We start from the raw sequence: 25,800 nt of genomic DNA, 5'->3' as shown, positions 1-25,800 counted from the left end.
CGCGTGAAGTGGCTCGGACTAAGCTTCACCCCGCCTGATCTGCGCGTCCAACCTCAAACTGAGACAGTCGGGGTAACGCCATGAATCGCCGCCGGTTTCTTGCCTCGAGCGCCGCCCTCCTCGCGACCCGCCCATCTTTTGCGCAGGAGGGTCCGTTCCGGACGAAATATTTCCCCATTAGCGCCGGCATTGGCCTGCACGACCTCGCCCCCGCGCCCGACGGCACGGTCTGGTTCACGGCCCAGGGCAAGGGCCTGCTCGGCAGGCTCGATCCCCGGGATGGCAGCTTCAAGACCGTCAGCCTCGGCCAGGGCGCCGCTCCGCACGGCGTCACCATCGGCCCCGACGGCGCGCCCTGGATCACCGAGGGTGGCCAGAACGCGATCGCGCGGGTCGATCCGTCTGATCTCAAGGTCACGCTGTTCCGACTGCCGGAAAAGTTCGCCTACGCCAATCTCAACACCGGCGTGTTCGACAAGACCGGCACCTACTGGTTCACCGGCCAGTCCGGCTACTACGGCCGGCTCAAGCCGACATCGGGCGAGATGGATGTGTTCAAGGCAGCGAAGGGCGTCGGCCCCTACGGCATCGCGGTGACGCCCAAGGGCGACGTCTGGTACGCCTCGCTCGCCGGCAGCTACATCGCCAGGATCGATCTTGCGACCGGCAACGCCAGCGTGGTCGAACCGCCGACGCCGGACCAGGGCTCGCGGCGGGTCTGGTCGGATTCGAAGAACCGGATCTGGGTCAGCGAGTGGAATAGCGGGCACGTGTCGGTGCACGATCCCGCCGACGGCTCATGGAAAACGTGGAAGCTGCCGGGCGAACGCCCCCGCACCTATGCGGTTTATGTCGATAACAAGGACAAGGTCTGGCTCACCGATTTCTCCGCCAACGCGATCGTCCGCTTCGATCCCGCCACCGAGGCGTTCAACGTGTTCGCCAGCAACAAGGCCAATGCCAATGTCCGCCAACTCGACGGCCGCCCCGGCGAACTCTGGGGCTGCGAGTCCGGCAACGACCGGATCGTCATGATCCAGACGATCGCTGCCGGTTGACGGCAGCGGCATTTGCGTCCATCCCGGCACCCTCTGGAGCGCGATCTTATCGCGTTCCCGTTTTTCGTTGAGCATGATCTTTCGGAAGACCGGATCATGCTCGAACAGGATGTGACGATGGCGAAAAAATCCCTCCAGCTCGGCCGCGCGGTCGAATGGCCCCACACGCCGGAAGAAGCCCAGCTCGACCGCGTGCCCAATCCGCAAATGGGCACCGACTATCTGGTGCGCTTCACCGTGCCGGAATTCACTTCGCTCTGCCCGGTCACGGGGCAGCCGGATTTCGCGCATCTGATGATCGACTACGCGCCGGGCCAGTGGCTGCTGGAGTCGAAATCGCTCAAGCTCTACATCGCGAGCTTCCGCAATCACGGCGCCTTTCACGAGGACTGCACCGTGATGATCGGCAAGCGTATCGCGAGCGAGATCAAGCCGAAATGGCTGCGCATCGGCGGCTATTGGTATCCGCGCGGCGGCATCCCGATCGACGTGTTCTGGCAGACCGGCCGCGTGCCGAAAGGCCTGTGGGTGCCCGAGCAGGGCGTCGCGCCGTATCGCGGGCGGGGCTAGCGCGAGCTCAACCGCTGAGGGGCGCGTCCATATGATTATGCAGCGCCTACCGTGGCAAGCAGAGCCAGTGTTCTTCGTGATCGACCGCGATCAATCGATGGTCGTAACCACATTCGCCAAGGAATCGTGAGATTTCGTCTGCGGAGGTCCCAAACTTCGGGAGGAACGGAGGGTGGACACTTAGCATCAACATCGGCTTGATGTCCTGCAGGATCCGATTCAAGCCACGCAGGACGATCATTTCTCCGCCCTCGACGTCACATTTGACGAGGCACGCGCGCTCTCTGTTTGCTTGCAGTTCTTCAAGCAACAGGCTGTCGAGGGACACCCTGGGAACGTCTGCGGCGAGATCATCAAGCGTGATCACATGCTCCAGCGTCCATTGAGGATTTCCAGTCACGTTGGGGTCGGAAGCCAGGACAGCACGTGTGTCGGCGACGTGTTGGGACAGGGTTTTGACCGGAGGGGCGTCTTCGCCGACGAGCGCCCGGATGACGCGCAATCGCGAGGCAACGCCGGGAGCAAGCGAGCACATCGCGTCGAGCACGCCGAGGTTTTTTGCTTCCGAGTCGATTGCGACAACCCTGCAGGCAGGATCAGCAAACAGCGCGCCGGCGGTCATGAAGCCGAAGGAGCAGCCAATGTCGACGAAGTAGCAGCCGTTATGGGTGTCGAACCACTCCCGCATCGCGCGGCACGCCTCGACCTCGTAGTCGACCATCTCTTTCGCGAGGTACTTTGGGGGAACCTGGATCGGAAATGACCTGCCGACATTGAGAGTCAGGCCTTCTTTTCCGGCATGCCCGATGATCCAGTGATACGGTTTACGAAGCAGATCTCGAAGCCAAGGAAGCTTCGGCAAATAAGGATTTTGGCGAAAGACCTTGTCAAATAGCTCGATCGTTCCAGCCATGGAAATGCGTCCCTCTATCTGTCTTTCTTAGTTGTGCCCCCACAATTCGATCTCCGGTTGCGCAAGCCGGAACACGGCCTCTCGCAATAGATGATAAGTTCCTCTCTTTAGAGAACCGCGGCGGTCGCAGCGGTGTGCGGCTTCTGCCACCGCTTTCATCTGGCTTACGAAACCGTGGACGTCGAGCTCGCGGGCGGCGAGCTGGCTCGGCTTCGAGAGGAGGGCTCGACAACTCTTCCACGAAAAATAGGTCAGATCAGGGCGACCTGTCCTCGCTTCGGCCACACGGTCGATTCATGTGAGCTGGTCGAAGGACTCACTCGGACCGCGCGGCTCTCGCGGCATCTCCACAAGCAACCGCACCGTGGCCTAGATGTTCGATGCTAATAGGATTGCAGAGAGAACCAACACGGCGATCGATATAACGCCCAGCGCGATCTTCTCTCTGCGGGTCATGCCGCTTACCATTGATCGCGGCCTATATCTTCAGGCGCCTGCGGATCTTGGCGATACTCCCACTTTCCACCAACGCCTCGCCGCCGCCAAGTCTTCCCCGGATAAAGCGAGCTATCAGTCCAGCCGCCATCAACCGTTCGTCGCGGAATGATTGGCGGTGCGCACTCATGCCACGCCAACTCGGCGTCCGGATACTTCCGGTCCCGCCACCAGTAAAAAAATCGCATTAAGTAAGCCCTCAGTCAGAAATGGCCTACCAGCGGTTGCGATGCACAATCAAGCCGCGAGATTTTCTACTTTGGAAGGAGGGTTATTCTCCCACATCCGTCCTCTTCCTCCGGGGAACCCGCAGCGGCCGCTCTGTAGCGCGATACTTCCGTCAGGCCCGCGCGTCCGACGGCGCACGCGGCTTGAGCAGCCGGGCGCAGACGAGGCCCAGCAGCACCATGATCGCCGCGCTCACGCTCAGGGTCGGCACCTTGCCGGCATGCGCAAGGCCAAAACCATAGGCGATCGGGCCGACCGTCTGCCCCATGAAGAAGAAGAACGAATGCAGCGACATCGCCGTCGCCCGCGCGCCGATCGACAGCTCGCTGGCGAACACCTGCAAGCAACCATGGATCATGTAGAAGCCCCAGCCCATCGCCAGCATGCTGGCGAATTGCAGCTTCCATCCGGGACCGAAGGCAAGCGCGCCGAGCTGGAGGGCGACGAGGCTCGCGCCCGCGATCATCATGCCCTTGACGCCTAGCCAGGGCAGAAAGCGCGAGACCGTGAACGTGTAGAACAGCCCGCCGATGGCAAAGCCCGCGATCACGATGCCCGCGATCGACAGCGACTTCTCGCCGAGATCGAACAGCAGCGCGGCGATGAAGGGAAACAGGCCGAACACGCAGCAGCCCTCGACGAACACCGCCGAGTAGCAATAGCGCGTGTTGGGATTGGCGAAGATGGTGCGGTAGCCCTGGCGCAAGGTCTTCAGGTCGGTTTTCGGGGGCGCCGTCAGCGCGGCACCGCGGAAGCCGGCGGCCACGGCAACGGCCGCGATCAGACCGAGCCCGCCGAGGATCATGAGCACGCCGCGCCAGCCGATGAGATCGCCGATGATGCCGGAGGCACTCGCGCCGAGCAGATTTCCGGTCATCGAACCCGCCAGCGTGCGCCCGATCGCGACCTGCCGCTTGGCTGGCGCAACGAGGTCGGCGGTGAGACCGAGCGCAACCGGAAACACGCCGCCGGAGGCGATGCCGGCCAGGATGCGGCTTGCGAACAGGCCCGAGAAAGTCGTCGCGATCGCGCCGAGAATGCAGGCGACGCCGAGCAGCGCCAGACACAGCGTCATCAGGCGCGCCTTGCCGAACAGATCGGCAGCGGCGCCGATCACTGGCTGGACCAGCGCGTAGATCAAGGCATAGCCCGCCGCGATGCTGGCGGCGGTCGTGATGCTGACCGAGAAATCCTCGGCGACGTGCGGCAGAACTGGATCGAGCGCCCGCGTCGACAACGCCGCCGAGAAGCTGGCGAGCGCGATGATGTTGATCGCGGGCGGAAACTTCTGATCGGCGGACGGCCCTATCACAGGCTGGTGCATCAGCGCGTGATGCCCTTCGTATTCTTGGACGTATTCTTGGCCAGCGCGTCGAACGCCATCAGCTGAGCGATCAGCCCCTCGAACTCGCGCAGCGGCACCATGTTGGGGCCGTCGGAGGGCGCCCGATCGGGATCGGGATGGGTCTCGATGAAGACGCCGGCAACGCCGACCGCCACCGCCGCGCGCGCCAGCACCGGCACGAATTCGCGCTCGCCACCCGAGGACGTCCCCTTCCCGCCCGGCTGCTGCACCGAATGGGTGGCGTCGAAGATCACGGGCGCGCCGGTCGTGCGCGCCAGGATCGGCAGCGCGCGCATGTCGGAGACCAGCGTGTTGTAGCCGAAGGACGCGCCACGCTCCGTCACCAGCACATTCGGGTTGTTCGCGCCCGTGATCTTGGTCACGACATTGGCCATGTCCCAGGGCGCGAGGAACTGGCCCTTCTTGACGTTGACGACCTTGCCGGTGGCGGCCGCCGCCAGCAGCAGATCGGTCTGCCGGCACAGGAAGGCCGGGATCTGCAGGATGTCGACGGCCTGCGCCACCTCGGCGCATTGCGTGGCTTCGTGCACGTCGGTCAGGACCGGCAGGCCGAGCGAGGACTGGATCTCCGCGAAGATCGGCAGCGACTGCGCAAGACCAAGGCCGCGCGCGGCGGACGCGCTGGTGCGGTTGGCCTTGTCGAAGGAGGTCTTGTAGACGAGACCGATGTTCAGCCGCGCGGCGATCTCCTTCAGCGCGGAGGCCACCTCCAGCGCATGCTGGCGGCTTTCGAGCTGGCAGGGTCCTGCAATGATCGAGATCGGCAGGTCATTGCCGAAATTGACCTTGCCGATGGTGACGACCGGCGCCGCTGACGTCGAAGAGCTCAAGGCAAATCCCTCGTTTCGGCGCGACCATAGCCGCCATGAGGGTCGGATCAACCCTATTCGGCGCGGGCTGTCAGAATATCAGGGTTGCGCCGGGGCTGCCGGCGCCGCCCTAGTATCGGCAGGTTCCTACTTCACCGCCGAGAAGGCCGTCGGCGTCAGGAGCTGGCTGACGATGTTGCCGACGATCTGGCCATCCGCTTCGCTCTCGGCGCGTGCTTTCATCCAGTCCGGATCGGTCATGAACTTGCCCCACTTCGTCTCGCGCTCGGCGAGCGAGTCCCAGGCCAGGAAATAGGTCAGCTCCTGGTTGGATTCGCCGATCAGCGTGGTGAAGAACCCGGCCTGCTTGATGCCGTGCTTCTCCCACAGTTTCAGCGTGACCGTCTCGAACCGCTTCAAGAGCGCCGGCAGGCGGCCGGGCACGCAGCGATAGATGCGCATTTCGTAGATCATTCTTGGCTCCTCCCTGAACAGGTCGGGCGGTTATAGCGGCTGGCCCCGACGGTGTCTTGAGCGCCGCCCGGCCGCCCCTGTGGCGTTCTGCGCATGGCTTGAGCTTCCGGTACTGCGGCAGACCCCGCAATGCTGCCGCAATGATCGGGCCGCTACAAAGGCTCAGTTGTGGTTCAGGTGCCCATACATGCGGATCTTGCTCGTCGAGGATGAGGCGGAAATGGCCGGCGCGCTGGCCTCGGCGCTGAAGCGCTACGACATGGTGGTGGACCATGCCCCGACGCTCGCCGAGGCGGAAGAGGCCATTTCCGCCGACGTCCATGCCGCGGTCCTGCTCGACCGCCAGCTTCCCGATGGCGACGGCCTCGCGTTGATCCCCAAGCTTCGCGCGCGCGCCGACGGCGTGCCGATCATCGTCCTCACCGCGCGCGGCGAACTCGCCGACCGCATTGCCGGGCTCGACAGCGGCGCCGACGACTATCTTGCAAAACCGTTCGCGGTCGAGGAGCTGCTCGCACGCCTGCGTGCAGTGCTGCGGCGGCCCGCGGGCCTGTCTCCCGAAATCATCCGTGCCGGCCGCATCGCCTTCGACCTCAGTCATCGCGAAGCCAGCATCGACGGTGCGCCGTTCGAGCTGCCGCGCCGGGAGCTCCTGGTGCTCGAAGCCCTGATCCGCCGCATGGGGCGCACCGTGCTGCGCTCGGCCCTGGAAGAAGCGGTCTACAATTTCGACGACGAGATCCAGTCGAACGCGCTCGACACGCACGTCTCGCGGCTCAGGCGAAAGCTCGCGGATGCCGAGGCGGGCGTCGAGATCCATGGGATTCGCGGCGTTGGCTATCTCCTCAAGAAGCTGCCATGAGCAAACACCACGATCCCTATTGCCTGCGCTCACGGCTGAGCTGGCGCCTGCTATCGCTCCAGGCCGCACTGCTCCTTGCACTGGTTGCGGTCGTGGTCGGAGCGTTGTGCGCATCGGGCTTCGTGCTCGCCGGGCGCGACGAGGACCGTGTCATCGATGTCGTCCAGCGCGCGCTCACGCGCGATGCGAAGGCGCGCTGGCCCTGCGGCCGACGGCCGAGCTGACGCAGTTGCGCGGCGAGACGCCCGATCTCTGGTTCCTGGTCCGCGACCGGCAGGGTCGCGTCCTCAGCGAAGGCGCCGTGCCGGCCGAATTCGCCGCGATCGGCGCCGGCCTCGACCAGATCAGCCAGGCCCGGCTCGGCTGGCAGATGTTCGAGGACGATCCGCGCAAGCCGGCGGCGCGGCTGAAGCGGGTCGACACCGATGCCGGCCATGTGCAAATCATCACGGCGACGCAGGGACGACTGACGGGCGCCAAGGCGCTGTTGACGACGTCGCTTGCGTTCCTCGGCATCGCCCTGCCCGGCCTGCTGCTGATGGGGACGGCGACATTCATCGCGACGCCGATGATCGTGCAGCGCGCGTTCAGGGGGCTCGATACCACGGCGGACGAGGCGCGGCGCATCGACATCCATCAGCGCGGCGCGCGGCTCTCGGTGGAGCGGATTCCGCTGGAAGTCGTGCCGCTCGTGACTGCGGTCAATGATGCGCTGGCACGGCTCGACCAGGGCTATGCGCGCCACAAGCGCTTCGTCGCCGACGCAGCCCACGAGCTGCGCACGCCGATCGCGATCCTGAACACGCGCCTGGAGTCGCTTGCGCCGGGGCCGGACAAGACCCGCCTGCTCGAGGATGCCGCGCGGCTCGCAACCCTTGCCGAGCAATTGCTCGACATCCAGCGGCTCGACCGCTGCGGCCATCCCTTCACGCGCGTCAATCTCGCAGCCGTCGCGCAAAGCGTAGCCGCCGACCTCGCGCCACTGGCGATCGCCGCAGGCTACGAGCTGGCGCTCGATGCCCCACCGGCACCGATCGAGACGATCGGCGATGCGGCGGCGCTTGAGCGCGCGCTGACCAACCTCGTGCAGAATGCGATCCAGCATGGCCCTCGCCGCGGCATTATCGGAATTCGCGTCAGCAGCCCTGGGAGCATCGAGGTCACCGATGAAGGCGCCGGCATTCCCGCCGATCAGCGCGAGCAGATCTTCGAGCCGTTCTACCGGCTGGCGCCGCTCGATCGCGGTGCCGGACTCGGCCTCAACATGGTGCGCGAAATCGTGCAGCTGCATGGCGGCCACGTCTCGGTGACGGACGGACCGGATGGTGGCGCCTGTTTCAGGATGACGCTGCCGCCGGCGCGACAGAGCTGATTCAAGCCGCATCCGCTTCTGGCAGCGCAATGCTGTCGCAATGCGCCTCCGCAACATTGCATCCGTCACACCTCGAATCTTTAGGAGGTGCAAACCAGATGCCGGAGTGCGCATGCCCAACGATTTTCTTTCGTTCTTCCTGTCCTGGATGTCGTCTCCGCGTCAGGTCGGCGCCATCGCACCATCGGGTGCGGCGCTCGCCGATCTCATCACGCGCGAGATCTCTGCAACGACAGGTCCGATCCTCGAGCTCGGTCCCGGCACCGGCGCGTTCACCTACAAGCTGCTCAAACGCGGCGTCCGGCCGCAGGATCTGACGCTGATCGAATACGGCTCCGACTTCATGAAGCTGCTGCAAATGCGCTTTCCCGGCGCGCGCGTGCTGTGGATGGACGCGGCACGGCTCGCAACCGAGCGCCTCTATGACGGCGCACCCGTCGGCGCGGTCGTGAGCGGCCTGCCGCTGCTCAACATGTCGAGACGCAAGGTGATGTCGATCCTCAGCGGCGCGTTCAGCTACGTCCGCCCCGGCGGCGCCTTCTACCAGTTCACCTACGGCATGAGCTGCCCGGTGCCGCGGCCCGTGCTCGACCGGCTGGGCCTGCGCGCAAAGCTCGTGGACCGCGCCCTGCTGAACGTGCCGCCCGCCGCGGTCTACCGCCTGACGCGGCGGCCGCAGATGAAGCTGATCACGGGATCGCTTGCGCCCGAACCATCAGCGCGGGTCGCGTTGGCGCCGATGCAGCAAGCGCGCGGCTATTCGACCGCGCGCTGAGCCGTCAGACCAGCCGGCTCTGCACCATCGCCGCCTGGATGAACGAGGCGAACAACGGGTGTGGCTCGAACGGCCGCGACTTCAGCTCCGGATGGAATTGCACGCCGATGAACCAGGGATGATCCTCGTACTCGACGATCTCAGGCAGCACACCGTCGGGCGACAGGCCGGAGAATTTCAACCCGTGCTGCTCGAGGCGATCCTTATAGGCGGTGTTGACCTCGTAGCGGTGGCGGTGGCGCTCGGAAATCTCAGTCGCGCCGCCATAGACCTGCGAGACACGGCTGCCGCGATTGAGCGCGGCGGGATAAGCGCCGAGCCGCATCGTGCCGCCGAGATCGCCGGCCTGCGAGCGCTTCTCGAGCTCGTTGCCGCGCAGCCATTCCGTCATCAGGCCGACCAAGGGCTCCTTGGTCGGGCCGAACTCGGTGGAGTTGGCGTCCTCGATGCCGACGAGGTTTCGCGCGGCCTCGATCACCGCCATCTGCATGCCGAAGCAGATGCCGAAATACGGCACGTCGCGCTCGCGCGCGAACTGCGCCGCCTTGATCTTGCCTTCGGCGCCGCGCTGGCCGAATCCGCCGGGCACCAGGATGCCGTTGACGTGCTCGAGGAACGGCGCCGGATCTTCCTTCTCGAAGATCTCGCTCTCGATCCAGTCGAGATTGACCTTCACCTTGTTGGCGATGCCGCCGTGCGAGAGCGCCTCGATCAGCGACTTATACGCATCCTTCATGCCGGTATATTTGCCGACGATGGCGATGGTGACGTTGCCTTCGGGATTGCGGACGCGCTCGTTGATCTGCTGCCAGCTGCGCAGCTCCGGCGGAATCCGCGAGGCGATGCCGAAGGCGGCGAGCACCTCGTCGTCGAGGCCGGCGTTGTGATAGGCCTCGGGGACGGCGTAGATGTTGTCGACGTCGCGCGCCTCGATCACGGCGCTTTCGCGCACGTTGCAGAACAGACCGAGTTTGCGCCGCTCCTCCTTCGGGATCTCGCGGTCGGTACGGCACAGCAGGATGTCCGGCTGGATGCCGATCGAGCGCAGCTCCTTTACCGAATGCTGCGTTGGCTTGGTCTTCAATTCGCCAGCGCTCGGAATGTAGGGCAGCAGCGTGAGATGGATGTAGACGGCGTGGTCGCGCGGCAACTCGTTCTTGAGCTGGCGGATCGCCTCGAAGAACGGCAGGCCCTCGATGTCGCCGACGGTGCCGCCGATCTCGACCAGCACGAAATCGTACTCGTCGTTGCCGTCGAGCACGAACTCCTTGATGGCATTGGTGACGTGCGGCACCACCTGGATGGTCGCGCCGAGATAATCGCCGCGGCGCTCCTTGGAGATGATGTCCTGGTAGATCCGTCCCGTCGTGATGTTGTCGGCCTTGGTCGCCGGCCGCCCGGTGAAGCGCTCGTAGTGACCGAGATCGAGATCGGTCTCCGCGCCGTCATCGGTCACGAACACTTCGCCGTGCTGATACGGCGACATCGTTCCGGGATCGAGGTTGAGATAGGGATCGAGCTTGCGGAGGCGGACCTTGTAGCCCCGGGCTTGCAACAACGCACCGAGTGCCGCTGAAGCCAGACCCTTGCCGAGCGAGGAAACCACGCCGCCGGTGATGAATATGTACCGCGCCATGGGACTTAACCTCTAATCCCTCGAATTCGATTCGCCAAAGCGATTCGTATTCCGCCCCAAAGATTCTGCGGGCCTGTGGGTGATCCGAAACTGAGAGTGCTGACAGAGCCTTGATGGGGATTGTTGATGCAGGACGGTAGCCACCGCCCTGCATGGCCCCCCTGCTTTATTGCGAGCGCGGCACCTGCGGGCCTGACGGCGCCTGGTTCTGCTGCTGCTCGTCGGCCTTCTTCAGCGTGTCGAGGATGCCGCCCGAGGTCGGCGCCGAGATCGGCGCGCCGCCGGCCGGCTGGCTCTGCGAGGCCGGCTGGCCAATGATCGACGAGGGTGCGCGGTTGTACCCGGCGTGCCAGGACAGGAACAGGCTAGTCAGGAAGAAGCCAGCGGCAAGGATCGCGGTGGTCCGCGTCAAAAGGTTCGCGGTGCCGCGGCTCGACATGAAACCCGCGCCACCGCCCATGCCGAGGCCGCCGCCTTCCGACTTCTGGAGCAGGACGGCGCCGATCATGACGGCGACGATCATGAGGTGGATGACGATGACAACGGTCTGCATAATGTCCTTCCGTCACAAGCGGGCAGCGCCTGACGGCGGCCGGTCGCGCTTCGCGGGTTTTCCTGAAGTTGCGCGGTGTTACACGATCGGGAGGGGCATTGCCACCCCCGATCGGGCTCATGCCGACGGTTTGAAATAGCTAGGGGCAGCCCTTGGCAATCGCAAGGAAATCGGCCGCCTTCAGGCTGGCACCGCCGACCAAGGCGCCGTTGACGTTTTTGACCGCCATTAGCTCGGCCGCGTTGGACGGCTTGACCGAGCCGCCATAGAGGATGCGCATCTTCGCCCCTTCGGCCCTAAACCTTGAGGTCAGGAACTCCCGGATAAAGCCATGAATCTGCTCGACATCCTGGGCTGTGGGGGTGAGACCGGTGCCGATCGCCCAGACCGGCTCATAGGCCACGACCAGGTTGGCGGCGGTAGAGGCGTCCGGCAGCGAGCCGTCGAGCTGGCCGCGCAGGATATCCAGGGTCTGGCCGGCATCGCGCTGGCCTTGGGTCTCGCCGATGCAGACGATCGCGACCAAGCCGGCGCGCCAGGCGGCTTCCGCCTTCTGCCTGACGAGGGCATCGCCCTCGCCGTGGTCGGCGCGGCGCTCGGAATGGCCGACGATGATGGCGCTCGCCCCCGCATCCGCCAGCATTTCGGCGGCGATATCGCCGGTATGGGCGCCCGAGGCCTTGGGATGGCAATCCTGGGCCCCGACCGCGACCATCTTGCCCCGCGCCTTGTCGGCAAAGGCCGCGATCAGGGTCGCCGGCGGGCAGACCAGCAGGTCGGCCTTGGCAGCCACATCTGCCGCGCCGTTGAGCATGGCGTCGAATTCGGCAGCCGAACCTTTCAGGCCGTTCATTTTCCAGTTGCCGGCGATCAGGGGTCGGATGGCATCGGTCATGTCAATTTCCAGCAAAATGAGGTTTGCGCATGCGCTAGCAGAGCTGTCGCGGCAGTTCCAGAGACCAGAGGCCTTTAACCGCAGCTCTGGGGGACCGCCTGACCTGAGGTTGCGGGGGCAAAGCCACCACTTTATGATGATTGATCAATTTGGTGAGGCGCTTTTGCGGAATCTGCATTAAGACGCGCTCCCGTTCCCCTCCTGACCAAAACAAGTTGGACCAAATGCTTCGAGGAATGCGCAAGGCCTCATCAAACTGGGTCGGCAAGACCATTATGGCGATCGTGATGGGCGTGCTGATCATCAGCTTCGGCATTTGGGGCATCGCCGACATCTTCAAGGGCTTCGGTCAGTCCACGGTGGCCAAGATCGGCCACACCGAGATTTCGCTGAACGAGTTCCGCCAGATCTACACCGACCGTCTGCAGCAGATCAGCCGCCAGTTCGGCCGTCCGCTGACGCCTGACCAGGCGCGCGCCTTCGGCCTCGATCGCCAGGTGCTGCAGCAGACCATCGCGGAGGCCGCGCTCGACGAAGAGGCGCGCCGGCTCGGGCTCGGCCAGTCCGACGAGCAGATCCGCCAGGTCATCATGAACGACCCCAACTTCAAGGGCGTCGACGGCAAATTCGACGCCAACCGCTTCCAGGCCGTGATCCGCAATTTCGGCTACACCGAGCAGCGCTACGTCTCCGAGCAGCGCAAGGTGTCGCTGCGCCGGCAGCTCACCGGCACGATCGGCGCCGGCCTCGAGCCGCCGAAGGCGATGATCGACGTGCTGACGCGGTTCCAGAACGAGCAGCGCGCCATCGAGTTCGTCAGGCTCGACGCGGCGCAGGCGGGTCAGATCGATGCGCCCTCGCCCGAGGCGCTCGCCGCCTATTTCGAGGATCACAAGGTCCAGTTCCGCGCCCCCGAATATCGCAAGATTGCCTTCGTCGTGGTCTCGCCGGAGGAGATCGGCAAGTGGACCGAAGTGTCGGACGAGGACGCCAGGAAGGTGTTCGATCAGCGCAAGGACCGGTTCGGCACACCCGAAAGGCGCCAAATCCAGCAACTCGTATTCCCGAACGCCGCCGATGCGCAGGTCGCTCGCGAGCGCCTGGTCGCCGGCACGTCGTTCGAGGATCTCGGCAAGGAGCGCGGGCTGAGCGCCTCGGACGTCGACCTTGGGCTCGTGACCAAATCGTCGCTCGACTCCGCGGTCGGGAATGCCGCCTTCGCGCTGCCCGCAGGTGAGATCAGCCAGCCGATCCAGGGCGCCCTCGGCGTCTCCATCGTCAAGGTCGACAAGATCGAGCCCGGTGTCGAGCCGGACTTTGCAAAGGTCGCAGCCGACATCAAGCGCGAGATCGCCACCGAGCGCGCACGCGTCAAGGTCGCCGATCTCCGCGACAAGATGGAGGACGAGCGCGGCGGCGGCTCCAGCGTGATCGACGCGGCGCAGAAGCTCGGCCTCACCGCCGTGACAATCGACGCCGTCGACCGCTCCGGCCGCGCGCCCAACGGCCAGCCGGTCGCCAACATCCCGCAGGGGCTCGACGTGGTGTCGCAGGCCTTCAACACCGATGTCGGCGTCGACAACGACTCGATCTCGTTCAAGGGCGGCTATGTCTGGTACGACGTGCTCGCCATCACGCCCTCGCGCGACCGCAATCTCGACGAGGTCCGCGACCAGGTCGAGGCGCGCTGGCGCCAGGATCAGATCGCCGCCAAGCTGAAGACCAAGGCGACCGAGATGGTGCAGAAGCTCGAAGCCGGCGGCAAGCTCGCCGATGAAGCCGCCGCGATCGGCGTCAAGGTCGAGACCGCCTCGGGCTTCAAGCGCGACGACTCGCCGCGGCGGTGGCGGCCGCGTTCCGCACCGCCAAGGACGGCGTCGGGCAGACGCCCGCGAGCGGCGGCAGCGAGGTGATCGTCTTCCGCGTCACCGACATCGTCGACCCCGCGGTCGATGCCGCCTCGGATGCGGTCAAGAAGCTGAAGGACAGCCTCGACCGCGCGCTGACCGAGGAGCAGGTCACCGCCTACGTCAACAAGCTTGAAACCGACATCGGGACCACCATTAATCAGGCCGCCTTCGCGCAGGTGACCGGCGCGAACCAGTGAGTTGAAAGCACGCGATGGACGACCTGAAATCGATCATTGGAAAAGTGGCGACCGGCGCCAGCCTGTCGCGTGAAGAAGCCGCTTCCGCCTTCGACGCCATGATGTCCGGCGAGGCCACGCCCTCGCAGATGGGTGGCCTCTTGATGGCGCTCAGGGTCCGCGGCGAGACCGTGGACGAGATCACCGGCGCAGTGTCGGCGATGCGCTCCAAGATGCTCACCGTCGATGCGCCGGCAGATGCCGTCGACATCGTCGGCACCGGCGGCGACGGCTCCGGCTCGGTCAACGTCTCGACCTGCGCCTCCTTCATCGTCTCGGGCACCGGCCTGCCGGTCGCCAAGCATGGCAACCGCGCGCTGTCGTCGCGCTCGGGTGCCGCCGACGTGCTGGCCTCGCTCGGCGTCAAGATCGACCTCCGGCCGGAGCAGGTCGGTCGCTGCGTGCGCGAATGCGGCATAGGCTTCATGTTCGCGCCCGCCCATCATCCCGCCATGAAGAACGTCGGCCCGACCCGGGTCGAGCTTGCGACCCGCACGATCTTCAACCTGCTCGGGCCCCTGTCCAACCCGGCCGGCGTGAAACGGCAGATGGTCGGCGTGTTCTCGCGGCAATGGGTGCAGCCGCTGGCGCAGGTGCTCAAGAACCTCGGCTCCGAATCCGCCTGGGTCGTGCACGGCTCCGACGGTCTCGACGAGATCACCCTCACCGGCCCGACCTTCGTTTCCGCGCTCCACAAGGGCGAGATCCGGAATTTCGAGGTGACGCCGGAAGAGGCCGGCCTGTCGCGCTGCGAGCCCGGTGCGCTCAAGGGCGGTGACGCCGACGCCAACGCGGTCGCGCTGCAAAACGTGCTCGACGGCAAGCCGAGTCCGTACCGCGACGTCGCGCTGATGAATGCCGCCGCCGCGCTGGTCGTGGCCGGCCGCGCCAAGGATCTGAAGGAAGGCGTCGCGATCGGTGCGAAATCGCTCGACAGCGGTGCGGCAAGCGCGCGGCTGAAGCATCTGATCGCGGTCTCGAACGGCTGAGTTTCCCATGTCGGACATCCTGACCAAGATCGAAGCCTACAAGCGCGAAGAGATCGCCGCCGCCAAGCGCGCGCAGCCGCTCTCGGACGTCGAGGCCAGGGCCAAGGCGCAAGCCGCTCCCCGCGGCTTCGTCCGCGCCATCAAGGCCAAGCACGCCAATGGCGACTTCGCGCTGATTGCCGAGGTGAAGAAGGCTTCGCCCTCCAAGGGCCTGATCCGCGCCGACTTCGATCCGCCCGTGCTCGCCAAAGCCTATGAGGCCGGCGGCGCGGCCTGCCTGTCGGTGCTGACCGACACACCCTCGTTCCAGGGCCATCTAGACTTCATGGTGGCCGCACGCGCGGCGACGTCGCTGCCGGTGCTGCGCAAGGATTTCATGTTCGACACCTATCAGGTGGCGGAAGCGCGCGCGCACGGCGCCGACTGCATCCTGATCATCATGGCGGCGCTCGACGATGCCACGGCAAGAGATCTCGAAGACGCGGCGCTCGCCTACGGCATGGACGTGCTGATCGAAATCCACGACCGCGCCGAGCTCGACCGCGCGCTGAAGCTCCGCTCACCGATGATCGGCGTCAACAACCGCAATTTGCGCACCTTCGAGACCACGCTCGCCACCAGCGAGACGCTGGCGCCGCTGATCCCCGGCGAGCGGCTGATGGTCGGCGAGAGCGGCATCTTCACGCCCGCAGACCTCGCGCGGCTCGAGCGCGTCGGCATGTCGACCTTCCTGGTCGGCGAAAGCCTGATGCGGCAGGCCGACGTGACCGCCGCCACGCGCACCCTGCTCACGCGTGAGACCGCAGCGCGCGCCACGGGCACGCGCTGACATGGCGCGCAAGCCGTCTGCATCCAAGCCGTCAAGAGCGAAGGCCAGCCCTGCCCTCACCCATATCGGCGCCTCCGGCGAGGCGCGGATGGTCGACGTCTCGGAGAAGCCCGCGACCGAGCGGCTCGCCGTCGCCGAAGGCCGCGTCGTCATGACCAGGGCGACGCTCGACCTGATCGTCTCGGGTAACGCCAAGAAAGGCGACGTGCTCGGCACCGCGCGCATCGCCGGCATCATGGCGGCGAAGCGCACCTCGGAGCTGATCCCGCTCTGTCATCCGCTCGCGCTGTCGAAGGTCACCGTCGACATCGAGCCCGACAAGAAGCTGCCCGGCTGCCTCGTCCGCGCCAGCGTGAAGGTGACGGGACCGACCGGCGTCGAGATGGAGGCGCTCACGGCCGTGTCGGTCGCGTGCCTGACCATCTACGACATGATCAAGGCGGTCGAGCGCGGGGTGCGCATCGAGGGCATCCATCTCGTCGAGAAGCTCGGCGGCAAGTCGGGCCATTACCGCGCCTGAGATCTATTTCGCCTCGCGTTGCCGCTCGCGATAGGCACGCGTCTTGACGCGGTTTCCGCACAGCGTCGACATGCACCAGCGCCGCGTCGATGGTTTCGAGCGGTCGAAGAACACCCGGCAGCATTCCTCGGACGCGCACATCTTCAGTCGGTCGAGCGTTCCCAGCAGCGTGGCATCGTGAAGCTCAATCGCGATCGTCGAGAGGCCGCCAAGCGCATCCTCGCGTGCCGCCGACAATATTGCGCCGCGCCCGGCACGCGCCTCCACCCGCAATGGAAACGGCGCGAGAGCGCGGTCAAGCGCGTCGAGAACGTCCTTGTTGCGGCGCCGCTCGGCCGGCTCGCACTGCAGATAATCGCGCAAGGCGCCGCGCAGCTGTAGCGCAGTCTCGAGCATTGCGGGCGTGACACGTCCGCCCTCCCCCCCAAGACCGCGTTCCCGCATCCAGTCCGCCAGTTGCTTCGGCCCGCCGAGCTCGTCGCCCTGCGGGTGCGCCACGCCGAAATGCGTGAAATGGCGGACATCGAGCGTGTTGGCGAAGTCGTAGACGTTCGCCAGCGCGTCGGGAACCTTGAATTTGCGGGACTCTTTCGACATCGGACCACCGGGGATTGGAACACCAGTAAAACAGATTTACCGGTTGACAGCAACCAACACCTGTATAGTCTTTTTACAGGTGTCGATGGAGAACGCGAACCGTGACCGAAGCCCTTCACTATCTCGAACTCACCGAGCTCGCGGCGCGCATCAAGGCGCGCGACATCTCCGCGCTGGAGGTGACTCGCGCGCAACTCGGCCGTATCGACGCTCTGGACCGTGAGCTCTCCAGCTACGTCCACGTGATGGCGGAAACGGCGATTGCCGCGGCGGAAGCCGCGGACGCCGAAATCGCACATGGCCGATACCGGGGCCCGCTGCACGGCGTGCCGGTAGCGCTGAAGGATCTGTTCTGGACCAAGGGTATTCCGACAGCGGCCGGCACCACAGTTCATCGCAACTTTTGTCCCGGTGACGATGCGACCGTCGTGCGGCGGCTCAAGGACGCCGGCGCAGTGGTGCTCGGCAAGGTGCAGCTCACGGAGGGCGCCTATTCCGATCACCATCCGCAGGTGACGCCGCCGCAGAATCCGTGGAATGCGGCTTACTGGCCGGGCATTTCATCCAGCGGAGCGGCGGTCGCGACCGCCGCCGGGCTCTGCTTCGCCTCCCTCGGCTCCGACACCGGCGGCTCGATCCGGTGGCCGTCGGCGGCCAACGGCCTGACCGGACTGAAGCCCAGCTGGGGGCGGGTCAGCCGTCACGGTGCGTTCGAGCTGGCCGCGACGCTCGACCATGTCGGCCCGATCGCTCGCAGCGCGACCGATGCCGGCGCGCTGCTCGGCGTGATCGCCGGACACGACCCGAATGATCCGACGTCGCTGTGCGATCCGGTGCCCGACTTTCTCGCCTTGGCTGCACAGGACGTACGCGGCTTGCGGATCGGTGTCGACGCGGCTTGGAACAATGACGACGTGGAGCTCACGACACAGCGCGTGCTGGCGGACGCCATCGAGGTCTTCCGCTCGCTCGGCGCTGACATCGTCGATGTCAAATTTCCCGACGTGACGCAGGCGATCGCCGATTGGGCGCCGAATTGCGCGATCGAGGCTGCGGTCGCGCACGAGGCGACCTATCCCGCCCGCAAGGTCGAGTATGGCCCGATCCTCGCCGCGGTGATCGAGGCCGGTCGCGCGCTCTCCGCGCTCGATTACCAGAAGATCCTTTTGCGGCGGCTCGCGCTGCGCGGACGCGTGGTTGCACTGTTCGAGACCATCGACGTGCTGCTGATCCCGGTGCACCCGTTGCCGCCTGTGACGCTCGCCATGATCAGCACGCTCGGCGAACGGCCGGACCTGATCGCAAAGCTGCAGCGCTACACCTGCCCGTTCGACATGACCGGTCATCCCACGATCACGCTGCCGGGCGGCGTATCGGCGGATGGAATGCCGATCGCGTTCCAGCTCGTCGCGGCCCATCTCGACGAAGCCGTGCTCGTCCGTTCCGGCGCCGCATTCCAGCGCGCGACGTCCTGGCATCATCGCCATCCTTCTCTCACCTCGCGGAGGCAACATTGACCAATCAATCCACGCAGGCTCATCGGAGCATTTTCCACGGCTGGTTCGTCGTCGCAGCGGCATTCGCCGTCATGTTCGTCGGCTTCGGCTCCGCCTACACGTTCAGCGCCTTTCTCGAGCCGCTCCAGCGCGATTTCGGCGCCTCGCGCGGCTCGATCTCGCTGGTGTTTTCGATCGCGGGCTTCCTCTACTTCGCGCTCGGTCTCGTCAGTGGTCCCCTTGCCGATCGGCTCGGCTCGCGGCCGCTCGCGGTCGCCGGCATGATCCTGGTCGCGGTCGGGCTTGCGGCCGCAAGCATCGCGCGCTCGCTCGTCGAGGTCTATCTCGCCTATGGGCTGGGCGTCGGCATTGGGGTCGGCTGCGCCTATGTTCCCGCGATCGGCGCGGTGCAACGCTGGTTCGTGCGGCGCCGCGGTTTTGCCTCCGGGCTCGCGGTCAGCGGCATTGGGCTCGGCACGCTGGCGATGCCGCCGCTAGCCTCGCTTCTGATCGCATCGGTCGGCTGGCGCGGCGCCTATCTGGCGCTGGGCGCGATCGCACTGGTGCTCGGCGGCGGGCTCGCTCTGCTGATCGAGAACGATCCGAAGGACCGGGACCTCGGCCCGGACGGCGATCCACCTCGCGAAGCCTCCGCTGCCACCAACGCAGGCGGCGCCTCCGTGCGTGAGGCCGTCCGATCGACGCGTTTTGCCGGTCTCTATGTGTCATGCCTCGTCTGCTCCTTCGGCGCCTTCGTTCCGTTCGTCCATCTCGTGCCCTACGCGCGCGACCGCGGGGTCGCGGCATCATCGGCCGTGCTGTTGCTCGGGATGATCGGGGCCGGCAGCACCGCAGGCCGGTTCTTCCTCGGCGCGCTTGCCGACCGGATGGGCCGCGACCGCTCGCTGATCATGGTGCTGATCGGAATGGCGTTCGCGATGGTGATCTGGGCCGTCGCGGCAGATGTCTGGGCACTCGCCGCCTTCGCCTTCGTCTATGGCGTGTTCTACGGCGGCTGGGTCGCGGTCCTGCCGGCGGTCGTGATGGACTATTTTGGCGGACGCAATGTCAGCGGCATCATCGGCGTTCTCTACACCAGCGTCGCCTTCGGCACGCTGGTCGGCCCGAGCGCCGCCGGCTTTGCCTATGACTCGAGCCACAGCTACGCGCTGCCGATCCTGCTCAGCGCCGCCGCGAACATCATCGCGGCGCTGATCGTGATGGCGATATTGGCGCGCAGCGGAGCGCGCACGGTCACTTCAGCGACGAGCTGATCGATCCGAATTTTGCGCTGAGCTTGCTGCCCATCCCGTTGATGACGGTGATGATCGCAAGCGCGATGCCGGCGGCGATCAGGCCGTATTCGATGGCGGTCGCCCCGGATTCGTCGGCAATGAAGTTCTTCAAAACGTTTTTCACGATCGCATCCTCTCTGTCTCGTTCGCAGGGCTTTTCGCAAATCACGTGCCAAAGTCGCCGTTAGGATCGCCAGCAACTTAGATGGTTAAGCCTTGGTTGATCGCGGCCCGCGCGGCAGAAATTGACCGGCATGGTCGGGACGTCCGGCAATTCCTGCATCGCCATTCTCGCGCACAGATCGATTGCTTTTGCGCGCGTTCCTTCATGTCGCATTAACCAGCCTTCCTAACTTCGCCTCCACACCGTTCCCGTAAACCAACGGATGTTTTCGGGCTCAAGAATTGACCCTGACGTGTGCACGGCAATGATCCAGCATGATGACGAGATTTGGCAGCCGCCTTTTTGACCAAGCCTTCGTGCGCAGCGGACCGATCCGCTGGCTGGTGGTGGGCGGCACGCTTTTGATCGCGGCGATTGCCGTCGGCGCGACGCTGATGGCGCAGAATTTCCGCGAGCGCGCGTTGCGCAACGCCGGCCGCGAGCTGGAAAACACCGCACTGCTGCTTGCCCACCATTTCGATCAGCAGCTGCAGGATTTCGCGGTCATCCAGAAGGATTTCGTCGACCACGTCCGCACCACCGGAATCAACTCCGCGGAGGACTATCGCAAGCGTCTCTCCGGCCAGGAGGTCCACCGCATGCTGCGCTCGAAGATCGAGGCCCTGCCATACATCGGCGGCGTCAACATCATCGATGCCGAAGGCAACTTGATCAATTCGTCGACGGCCTGGCCGGCCCCGAAAGTGAATGTCGCCGACCGCGCCTATTTCCGCACCTTCAAATACGATCCCTATTCGCCTGATGTCCTGATCGAGCCCCTGCACAGCCGCATCTCGGGCGCCTGGACCATCCTGATCGTCCGCAAGATCGTGGGGCCGAACGGCGAGTTCATGGGCGTGGTCGGACGCGGCATCGAGCCCGCCAATTTCGAGAAGTTCTTCGCCTCCGTCGTCCTCGGCGATGGCGCGACGATCTCGATGCTGCACCGGGACGGCACGCTGCTCGCCCGCTATCCCCATTCCGGCGAGCTGATGGGACGGAATTTCAAGACCGGCTCGTTCGAGCAGCAGAGGATTTTCGGCCTCGATCATTTCGCCGGCCGCTTCATGAGCCCGGTCGACGGCGAGGACCGGCTGGCCTCGGCACGGGCCCTGCCCCACTTCCCGATCCTGATCATGGCCACCACGACGCGCGCCGCGGCCCTGACTGACTGGCGCGAGCAGATCAGCATCCTGATCTCGGTCGCCGGCGCCTCCGCGCTCGCCATCGCCGGCGTTCTGATCGCCATCGTGCGCAAGCTGCTGGAGCAGCATCGCGCTTCCCGCGAGCTGCTGACGCTGGAGAAGCAGCGTCTCGATCGCGCCGTCAACAACATGACGCAGGGCCTGCTGCTGTTCGACGCCGAACGGCGGCTCGTGGTCTGCAACCAGCGCTACATCGAGATGTACGGACTGTCGCCGGACGTGGTGAAGCCCAGCTCCAGCTTCGACGACATCATCGCCCATCGCAAGGCGACCGGCTCCTTCACCGGCAACGTCCAGGACTATGTCGCGCGCGTGCTGCGCGACATCCATGTCCGCAACTCCATGGTGGTCGACACCGCCGACGGCCGCTCGATCCACATTCTCAACGAACCGCTCGCCGACGGCGGCTGGGTCGCCACGCACGAGGACATCACCGAGCGCCGGCGCATCGAGGAGCGCATCACCCATCTCGCCCACTACGACGCGCTCACCGACCTGCCCAACCGCGCCATGTTCCACGAGCATCTGCGCGCGGAGCTGGCTGGCGTCACGGCCGGCGAACAGGTCGCGGTGCACTATATCGACATCGACGAGTTCAAAGGCGTCAACGACGCGCTCGGCCATCTCGTCGGCGACGAGCTGCTGAAGTCGGTGGCGGCGAGCCTGAGCCGGTGCATTGGCCCCGCGGATTTCGTGGCGCGGCTCGGCGGCGACGAATTCGCCATCGTGCAGAGCGCCGTGACGTCGCCGGACCAAGTCAACGAGCTCGTCGCGAGGGTCTTTCAGGCGATCCGCGCCCCGTACGACTGCATGGGCCATCATCTCACCACCGATGCCAGCATCGGCATTGCGCTCGCACCGGAGCACGGCACCGTGCTCGACCAGATCCTCAAGAACGCGGATATGGCGATGTATGCGGCCAAATCCGCCGGACGCCGCACCTATCGCTTCTTCGAGCCGGAGATGGACGCCAAGGTGCACGAGCGGCGGCAGCTCGAGATCGACCTTCGCCACGCCATCGCGCATGAAGGCCTCGAGGTCTATTACCAGCCCTGCCTCGGCCTGAAGGACGACCGCATCACCGGCTGCGAGGCGCTGGTGCGCTGGCGCCATCCCGAGCGTGGCATGGTCTCGCCGGCCGAGTTCATCCCGATCGCCGAGGATACCGGCCTGATCAACGAGATCGGCGAATGGGTGCTGGCGACTGCCTGTCGGGATGCGGCGGGCTGGCCCGACGATATCCGCCTCGCCGTCAACGTCTCGCCGGTACAGTTCAAGAGCGGCACGCTGGCGCTGAAGATCATGGCGGCGCTCGCCGCCTCCAATCTGCCGGCGAGCCGGCTCGAGCTCGAGATCACCGAGGCGGTGCTGATCCGCGACGACGATGCGGCGCTCGCGATCCTGCACCAGCTGCGCGCCATCGGCGTGCGCATCGCGCTCGACGATTTCGGCACCGGCTACTCGTCGCTGAGCTATCTGCACCGCTTCCCGTTCGACAAGATCAAGATCGACCGCTGCTTCGTCAAGGACATCGCCGGTCCCGACGGCTCCGCCAGCATCGTGCAGGCCGTCGTCAATCTGGCTGCCGCCCGCCGCATGGCCACCACGGCCGAGGGCGTCGAGACCGAGGAGCAGCAGCGCCTGCTCCGCGCGCTCGGCTGCTCGGAGATGCAGGGCTATCTGTTCAGCGCCGCAAAGTCCGCCGACCAGGTGCTGGAGCTGTTCACCCTGCATCGCAGTCGGCTCGCCGAGCGCAACGGCGCGGAAAGCCGCCGCCGCGAGGCGAGCTAGCCATTCGGCCTGCCCGCCGTGCTTGACGGTGGCATCAGGCCAAAGTATTTCAGCACTTGCAGCCGCCGAAACGCCGCTGCCGTAGGCGTTACCGTCATCCAACGCGTCCTTTGTCGAGAGGATCCCGGCTGGGAGATCTCGATTCACGAGACGCCACGGTCATGCCATCACTTTCCCCGCTTGCGGACATTTCCCCGTTCAAGACGTCGATTCCAGCGCGAGTCCTGTGCGCCTGGATGTTCGCGGTCTTGTCGGGTTGCTCGCTGCCGGGGTCTTCTGGGTTGCCGTGGCCTTCACCTCCATCGAAAGGCGGCAACCATGAAGATGACCGGCAACACGATCCTCATCACCGGCGGCACCAGCGGCATCGGCCGCGCGCTGGCCGAAGCTTTCCACGACCGCGGCAATCGCGTCATCGTCACCGGCAGGCGGCAGGCCCTGCTCGATCAGATCGCGGCTGAACGCCCCGGCCTGATCGGCCTGCCGCTCGACCTCGATGATGCCACGGAGCTACCGCGCCTGTCGGCTGATCTGTGCGCGCGCTTCCCCGAGCTCAACGTGCTGATCGCCAATGCCGGCATCTCGCGGCCGGAGGACATGACGGCGGACGGCTGGGATGCTTCCGATGCAGAAGCCATCGTCGCGACCAACATTGTCGGCGTGCTGCGCGTCACGGCGGCATTTCTGCCGCTCCTGAAGACGCAGCGGAACGCCACGATCATCGCGACCAGCTCGAACCTTGCCTTCGTGCCCCGCGCCGACTTCCCGGCCTACTGCGCCAGCAAGGCGTTCCTGCACTCCTGGCTGCAATCATTGCGGCACCAGCTCCGCAGGATTCCGGTCGAGGTGCTGGAGCTCGCGCCGCCCTATGTGCAGACCGAGCTCACCGGCACGCAGCAGGCCAGCGACGCGCGCGCCATGCCGCTTGCCGCCTACATCGCGGAAGTGATGCAACTGCTGGAGCTGCGGGTTCACCCTCGCGACGAGGTGCTGGTCGAGCGCGACCGCGCCCGCCGCTGGGCCGAGCGCGACGGCCGCTACGAGGCGACCTTCGCAGCCATGAATCCGAGCTGAGCCGGCGCCCAAAACGAATTCGCCCGGGAGCGGTATCCACTCCCGGGCGATCGATGTCTCGACGTTGTAGGGTTTAGTTCGGCACCGCAGCCTTCGGCGCGGGCTTGGCGGCGACCGCATTCGCGGTCTGGCCGTGGAGGAAATCGTAAGCCGCGTGCAGCGCCTTGTCGTCCTCCTCCTTCGGAGGAACGTAGGACTGCGATCCGGTCTGCTCCGTGCCGTCGGCAGCCGAGAGGTGGCCGCGCATCTGCGACTCCGCCATGGTGTCCATCCGGCCCTTCAGCTCCGCCGGCACGTCCTGGAGGATCTCGATGTCGGGCGCGATGCCCTGGGCCTGGATCGAGCGGCCCGACGGCGTGTAGTAGCGCGCGGTGGTCAGCGCCAGCGCGCCGTTGCCGGTGCCGAGCGGGATGATGGTCTGCACCGAGCCCTTGCCGAACGAGCGCGTGCCGATGATCGTCGCGCGCTTGTGATCATGCAGCGCACCGGCCACGATCTCCGAGGCCGAAGCCGAACCGCCATTGACCAGGATCACGAGCGGCTTGCCCTTGGTGAGGTCGCCGCCATGCGCGGTGAAGCGCTGAGTCTCTTCCGGATTGCGGCCGCGGGTCGAGACGACCTCGCCACGCTGCAGGAAGGCGCTCGATACCGACACGGCCTGGTCGAGCAGGCCGCCCGGGTTGTTGCGCAGGTCCATCACATAGCCGACGAGCTTCTCCTGCGGGACCTGCTTGGAGATCGCGGCGATCGCCTTCTTCAGCCCGTCGGTGGTCTGCTCGTTGAACGAAGTGACGCGGATATAGCCGATGTCGCCATTCTCGACATGGAATCGCACCGGGCGCACGTGGATGATCTCGCGCGTGATCGCGACATCGAGCGGCGCATCCGCGCCCTTGCGCACGATCGTGAGCTTGGTCTTGGTGTCGACCGGCCCCTTCATCTTGTTGACGGCCTGCTCGAGCGTCATGCCCTGCACGGCCTCGCCGTCGATCTTGGCGATGAGGTCGCCGGACATGATGCCGGCCTTGGATGCCGGCGTGTCGTCGATCGGCGAGACGACCTTGACCAGGCCCTCCTCCATCGTGACCTCGATGCCGAGGCCGCCGAACTCGCCGGAGGTGGTCTCCTGCATCTCGGTCCAGGCCTTGTCGTTCATGTAGCGCGAATGCGGATCGAGCGATGTCACCATGCCCGTGATCGCACCTTCGATCAGCTTGGCATTGTCGGGCTTCTCGACATAGCTCGCCTTCACGCGCTCGAAGACCTCGCCGAACAGGTTGAGCTGGTTATACGCATCATCCGCGCTCGCTGCCGCCCGTGCCGCCCATACGCCGCCATGGGGGCTCGCTACCAGAAGGGTCAGACACGCTCCGGTGAGCGCGCCCAGGGGGAACAGCAGGGATTTCCGCATGGAGGGCCTTCTTAGCTGGCGGTTCTCTTTGGAGGTCTGGAAGCCGCCATGCAAATGGCGATCCAGCCCGCTTCTCACAACACCATTCAGGTTTCTTCATGGCCGGGCTGCCACGCTGGCGGGTGCATGGCAAAAATCCCTTCGCCAAAAAGCCTTGGCCCGAGACCTAAACTTTTGGCAACGTTCCGAAATCGTTTCAAGCAAAGCGGAATCGGTCGGATGGGCCACGCCTCGCAGGTATGCGATCTTAGGATGGTTTTGCAGGTCCGGACGGGCTA

22 protein-coding genes and 2 pseudogenes are annotated in these 25,800 nt (G+C 65.5%); 14 read left to right on the top strand and 10 right to left on the bottom strand.

The window, feature by feature from the left end; translation table 11 throughout:
* Positions 1-80 precede the first annotated feature (80 nt).
* Both FOM02_RS11135 and queF read left to right on the top strand, forming a co-directional pair.
* Positions 81-1,058, top strand: coding sequence for a lyase (locus FOM02_RS11135; protein WP_265441770.1), 978 nt, complete (start codon positions 81-83; stop codon positions 1,056-1,058).
* A 96-nt stretch (positions 1,059-1,154) separates the two neighbouring features.
* Positions 1,155-1,628 carry a preQ(1) synthase gene (gene queF / locus FOM02_RS11130; RefSeq protein WP_108914397.1) on the top strand — a complete coding sequence of 158 codons (474 nt, stop codon included), beginning with the start codon at positions 1,155-1,157 and terminating at the stop codon, positions 1,626-1,628.
* 46 nt (positions 1,629-1,674) lie between these two features.
* On the opposite strand, the gene FOM02_RS11125 is transcribed toward queF, so the two are convergent.
* Positions 1,675-2,541, bottom strand: coding sequence for an FkbM family methyltransferase (locus FOM02_RS11125; RefSeq protein WP_027559376.1), 867 nt, complete (start codon positions 2,539-2,541; stop codon positions 1,675-1,677).
* Positions 2,542-2,914: 373 nt separating this feature from the next.
* Between FOM02_RS11125 and FOM02_RS11120 the strand changes: the two genes are divergently transcribed.
* Entirely contained in the window at positions 2,915-3,148 is a 234-nt protein-coding gene (locus FOM02_RS11120; RefSeq protein ID WP_027559377.1) for a hypothetical protein, read from the top strand.
* 228 nt (positions 3,149-3,376) lie between these two features.
* Here FOM02_RS11120 and FOM02_RS11115 read toward each other — a convergent pair whose 3' ends face one another.
* The 3 genes from FOM02_RS11115 to FOM02_RS11105 all read right to left on the bottom strand — a co-directional run bounded on the left by FOM02_RS11115 (position 3,377) and on the right by FOM02_RS11105 (position 5,913).
* Positions 3,377-4,588, bottom strand: coding sequence for an MFS transporter (locus tag FOM02_RS11115; RefSeq protein WP_027559378.1), 1,212 nt, complete (start codon positions 4,586-4,588; stop codon positions 3,377-3,379).
* Positions 4,588-5,460 (bottom strand): 3-deoxy-8-phosphooctulonate synthase, encoded by an 873-nt coding sequence (kdsA, locus tag FOM02_RS11110; RefSeq protein ID WP_027559379.1) that lies wholly within the window; start codon positions 5,458-5,460, stop codon positions 4,588-4,590. The genes FOM02_RS11115 and kdsA overlap by 1 nt, the downstream gene beginning before the upstream one ends.
* Positions 5,461-5,586: 126 nt before the next feature.
* Entirely contained in the window at positions 5,587-5,913 is a 327-nt protein-coding gene (locus FOM02_RS11105; protein WP_027559380.1) for an NIPSNAP family protein, read from the bottom strand.
* A 187-nt stretch (positions 5,914-6,100) separates the two neighbouring features.
* Between FOM02_RS11105 and FOM02_RS11100 the strand changes: the two genes are divergently transcribed.
* The 3 genes and pseudogenes from FOM02_RS11100 (at position 6,101) to FOM02_RS11090 (ending at position 8,922) form a co-directional block, all read left to right on the top strand.
* Positions 6,101-6,775 carry a response regulator transcription factor gene (locus FOM02_RS11100; RefSeq protein ID WP_027559381.1) on the top strand — a complete coding sequence of 225 codons (675 nt, stop codon included), beginning with the start codon at positions 6,101-6,103 and terminating at the stop codon, positions 6,773-6,775.
* Positions 6,772-8,147 (top strand): annotated as a pseudogene (locus FOM02_RS11095) (sensor histidine kinase). The gene FOM02_RS11100 and the pseudogene FOM02_RS11095 overlap by 4 nt, the downstream one beginning before the upstream one ends.
* Before the next feature lie 112 nt (positions 8,148-8,259).
* A complete protein-coding gene (locus FOM02_RS11090) occupies positions 8,260-8,922 on the top strand; it encodes a class I SAM-dependent methyltransferase (RefSeq protein WP_027559383.1) in 663 nt (220 codons plus the stop codon).
* A 4-nt stretch (positions 8,923-8,926) separates the two neighbouring features.
* Here the strand turns inward: FOM02_RS11090 and FOM02_RS11085 are convergent, their stop codons facing one another.
* From FOM02_RS11085 to tpiA, 3 genes are all read right to left on the bottom strand, one after another.
* Entirely contained in the window at positions 8,927-10,558 is a 1,632-nt protein-coding gene (locus FOM02_RS11085) for a CTP synthase (RefSeq protein ID WP_027559384.1), read from the bottom strand.
* Between the two features lie 166 nt (positions 10,559-10,724).
* On the bottom strand, positions 10,725-11,111 hold the full coding sequence (gene secG, locus FOM02_RS11080; protein ID WP_027559385.1) for a preprotein translocase subunit SecG: 387 nt from the start codon (positions 11,109-11,111) through the stop codon (positions 10,725-10,727).
* A gap of 139 nt (positions 11,112-11,250) precedes the next feature.
* Positions 11,251-12,006: a triose-phosphate isomerase gene (gene tpiA / locus FOM02_RS11075; protein ID WP_027559386.1), complete on the bottom strand. Its 756-nt coding sequence runs from the start codon at positions 12,004-12,006 to the stop codon at positions 11,251-11,253.
* Between the two features lie 224 nt (positions 12,007-12,230).
* On the opposite strand from tpiA, the pseudogene FOM02_RS11070 reads away from it, so the two are divergent.
* From FOM02_RS11070 to moaC, 4 genes and pseudogenes are all read left to right on the top strand, one after another.
* A pseudogene (locus FOM02_RS11070) lies at positions 12,231-14,113 on the top strand (SurA N-terminal domain-containing protein).
* A 14-nt stretch (positions 14,114-14,127) separates the two neighbouring features.
* The gene (gene trpD / locus FOM02_RS11065; protein ID WP_027559388.1) at positions 14,128-15,141 is read left to right on the top strand and encodes an anthranilate phosphoribosyltransferase; all 1,014 of its coding nucleotides are present in this window, start codon (positions 14,128-14,130) and stop codon (positions 15,139-15,141) included.
* A gap of 7 nt (positions 15,142-15,148) precedes the next feature.
* The gene (trpC, locus tag FOM02_RS11060; protein ID WP_027559389.1) at positions 15,149-15,970 is read left to right on the top strand and encodes an indole-3-glycerol phosphate synthase TrpC; all 822 of its coding nucleotides are present in this window, start codon (positions 15,149-15,151) and stop codon (positions 15,968-15,970) included.
* 1 nt (position 15,971) lies between these two features.
* Positions 15,972-16,490: a cyclic pyranopterin monophosphate synthase MoaC gene (gene moaC, locus FOM02_RS11055; protein ID WP_027559390.1), complete on the top strand. Its 519-nt coding sequence runs from the start codon at positions 15,972-15,974 to the stop codon at positions 16,488-16,490.
* Between the two features lie 3 nt (positions 16,491-16,493).
* Here the strand turns inward: moaC and FOM02_RS11050 are convergent, their stop codons facing one another.
* Positions 16,494-17,087, bottom strand: coding sequence for a CGNR zinc finger domain-containing protein (locus FOM02_RS11050; protein WP_027559391.1), 594 nt, complete (start codon positions 17,085-17,087; stop codon positions 16,494-16,496).
* A 101-nt stretch (positions 17,088-17,188) separates the two neighbouring features.
* Here FOM02_RS11050 and FOM02_RS11045 point away from each other — a divergent pair, with 101 nt between their 5' ends.
* Both FOM02_RS11045 and FOM02_RS11040 read left to right on the top strand, forming a co-directional pair.
* Positions 17,189-18,604, top strand: a complete 1,416-nt coding sequence (locus tag FOM02_RS11045; RefSeq protein ID WP_027559392.1) for an amidase — start codon at positions 17,189-17,191, stop codon at positions 18,602-18,604.
* The gene (locus FOM02_RS11040) at positions 18,601-19,857 is read left to right on the top strand and encodes an MFS transporter (RefSeq protein ID WP_027559393.1); all 1,257 of its coding nucleotides are present in this window, start codon (positions 18,601-18,603) and stop codon (positions 19,855-19,857) included. The genes FOM02_RS11045 and FOM02_RS11040 overlap by 4 nt, the downstream gene beginning before the upstream one ends.
* On the opposite strand, the gene FOM02_RS11035 is transcribed toward FOM02_RS11040, so the two are convergent.
* Positions 19,838-20,002 (bottom strand): Flp family type IVb pilin, encoded by a 165-nt coding sequence (locus FOM02_RS11035; protein ID WP_027559394.1) that lies wholly within the window; start codon positions 20,000-20,002, stop codon positions 19,838-19,840. The genes FOM02_RS11040 and FOM02_RS11035 overlap by 20 nt on opposite strands.
* Positions 20,003-20,316: 314 nt before the next feature.
* Between FOM02_RS11035 and FOM02_RS11030 the strand changes: the two genes are divergently transcribed.
* Positions 20,317-23,037: an EAL domain-containing protein gene (locus tag FOM02_RS11030; RefSeq protein ID WP_265441769.1), complete on the top strand. Its 2,721-nt coding sequence runs from the start codon at positions 20,317-20,319 to the stop codon at positions 23,035-23,037.
* A gap of 318 nt (positions 23,038-23,355) precedes the next feature.
* A complete protein-coding gene (locus tag FOM02_RS11025) occupies positions 23,356-24,111 on the top strand; it encodes an SDR family oxidoreductase (protein ID WP_027559396.1) in 756 nt (251 codons plus the stop codon).
* Between the two features lie 73 nt (positions 24,112-24,184).
* On the opposite strand, the gene FOM02_RS11020 is transcribed toward FOM02_RS11025, so the two are convergent.
* Positions 24,185-25,522 (bottom strand): S41 family peptidase, encoded by a 1,338-nt coding sequence (locus FOM02_RS11020; protein WP_027559397.1) that lies wholly within the window; start codon positions 25,520-25,522, stop codon positions 24,185-24,187.
* Positions 25,523-25,800: the final 278 nt, after the last annotated feature.

It is taken from the genome of Bradyrhizobium sp. SEMIA (assembly GCF_014844175.1).
Taxonomy (GTDB): Bacteria; Pseudomonadota; Alphaproteobacteria; order Rhizobiales; family Xanthobacteraceae; genus Bradyrhizobium; species Bradyrhizobium arachidis.
Note: the sequence above shows the minus strand (reverse complement) of the source record. Positions and strands in the feature narration are given on the sequence as shown.

Bases quoted from the DNA above. Each gene is read 5' to 3' on its own strand.
- FOM02_RS11030 (WP_265441769.1), top strand. From the start codon at position 20,317: ATGATGACGAGATTTGGCAGCCGCCTTTTTGACCAAGCCTTCGTGCGC.
- FOM02_RS11020 (WP_027559397.1), bottom strand. From the start codon at position 25,522: ATGCGGAAATCCCTGCTGTTCCCCCTGGGCGCGCTCACCGGAGCGTGT.
- FOM02_RS11135 (WP_265441770.1), top strand. From the start codon at position 81: ATGAATCGCCGCCGGTTTCTTGCCTCGAGCGCCGCCCTCCTCGCGACC.
- FOM02_RS11050 (WP_027559391.1), bottom strand. From the start codon at position 17,087: ATGTCGAAAGAGTCCCGCAAATTCAAGGTTCCCGACGCGCTGGCGAAC.
- FOM02_RS11100 (WP_027559381.1), top strand. From the start codon at position 6,101: ATGCGGATCTTGCTCGTCGAGGATGAGGCGGAAATGGCCGGCGCGCTG.
- FOM02_RS11090 (WP_027559383.1), top strand. From the start codon at position 8,260: ATGCCCAACGATTTTCTTTCGTTCTTCCTGTCCTGGATGTCGTCTCCG.
- trpD (WP_027559388.1), top strand. From the start codon at position 14,128: ATGGACGACCTGAAATCGATCATTGGAAAAGTGGCGACCGGCGCCAGC.
- FOM02_RS11115 (WP_027559378.1), bottom strand. From the start codon at position 4,588: ATGCACCAGCCTGTGATAGGGCCGTCCGCCGATCAGAAGTTTCCGCCC.
- queF (WP_108914397.1), top strand. From the start codon at position 1,155: ATGCTCGAACAGGATGTGACGATGGCGAAAAAATCCCTCCAGCTCGGC.
- FOM02_RS11120 (WP_027559377.1), top strand. From the start codon at position 2,915: ATGTTCGATGCTAATAGGATTGCAGAGAGAACCAACACGGCGATCGAT.
- trpC (WP_027559389.1), top strand. From the start codon at position 15,149: ATGTCGGACATCCTGACCAAGATCGAAGCCTACAAGCGCGAAGAGATC.
- tpiA (WP_027559386.1), bottom strand. From the start codon at position 12,006: ATGACCGATGCCATCCGACCCCTGATCGCCGGCAACTGGAAAATGAAC.
- FOM02_RS11105 (WP_027559380.1), bottom strand. From the start codon at position 5,913: ATGATCTACGAAATGCGCATCTATCGCTGCGTGCCCGGCCGCCTGCCG.
- secG (WP_027559385.1), bottom strand. From the start codon at position 11,111: ATGCAGACCGTTGTCATCGTCATCCACCTCATGATCGTCGCCGTCATG.
- FOM02_RS11085 (WP_027559384.1), bottom strand. From the start codon at position 10,558: ATGGCGCGGTACATATTCATCACCGGCGGCGTGGTTTCCTCGCTCGGC.
- FOM02_RS11025 (WP_027559396.1), top strand. From the start codon at position 23,356: ATGAAGATGACCGGCAACACGATCCTCATCACCGGCGGCACCAGCGGC.
- FOM02_RS11125 (WP_027559376.1), bottom strand. From the start codon at position 2,541: ATGGCTGGAACGATCGAGCTATTTGACAAGGTCTTTCGCCAAAATCCT.
- moaC (WP_027559390.1), top strand. From the start codon at position 15,972: ATGGCGCGCAAGCCGTCTGCATCCAAGCCGTCAAGAGCGAAGGCCAGC.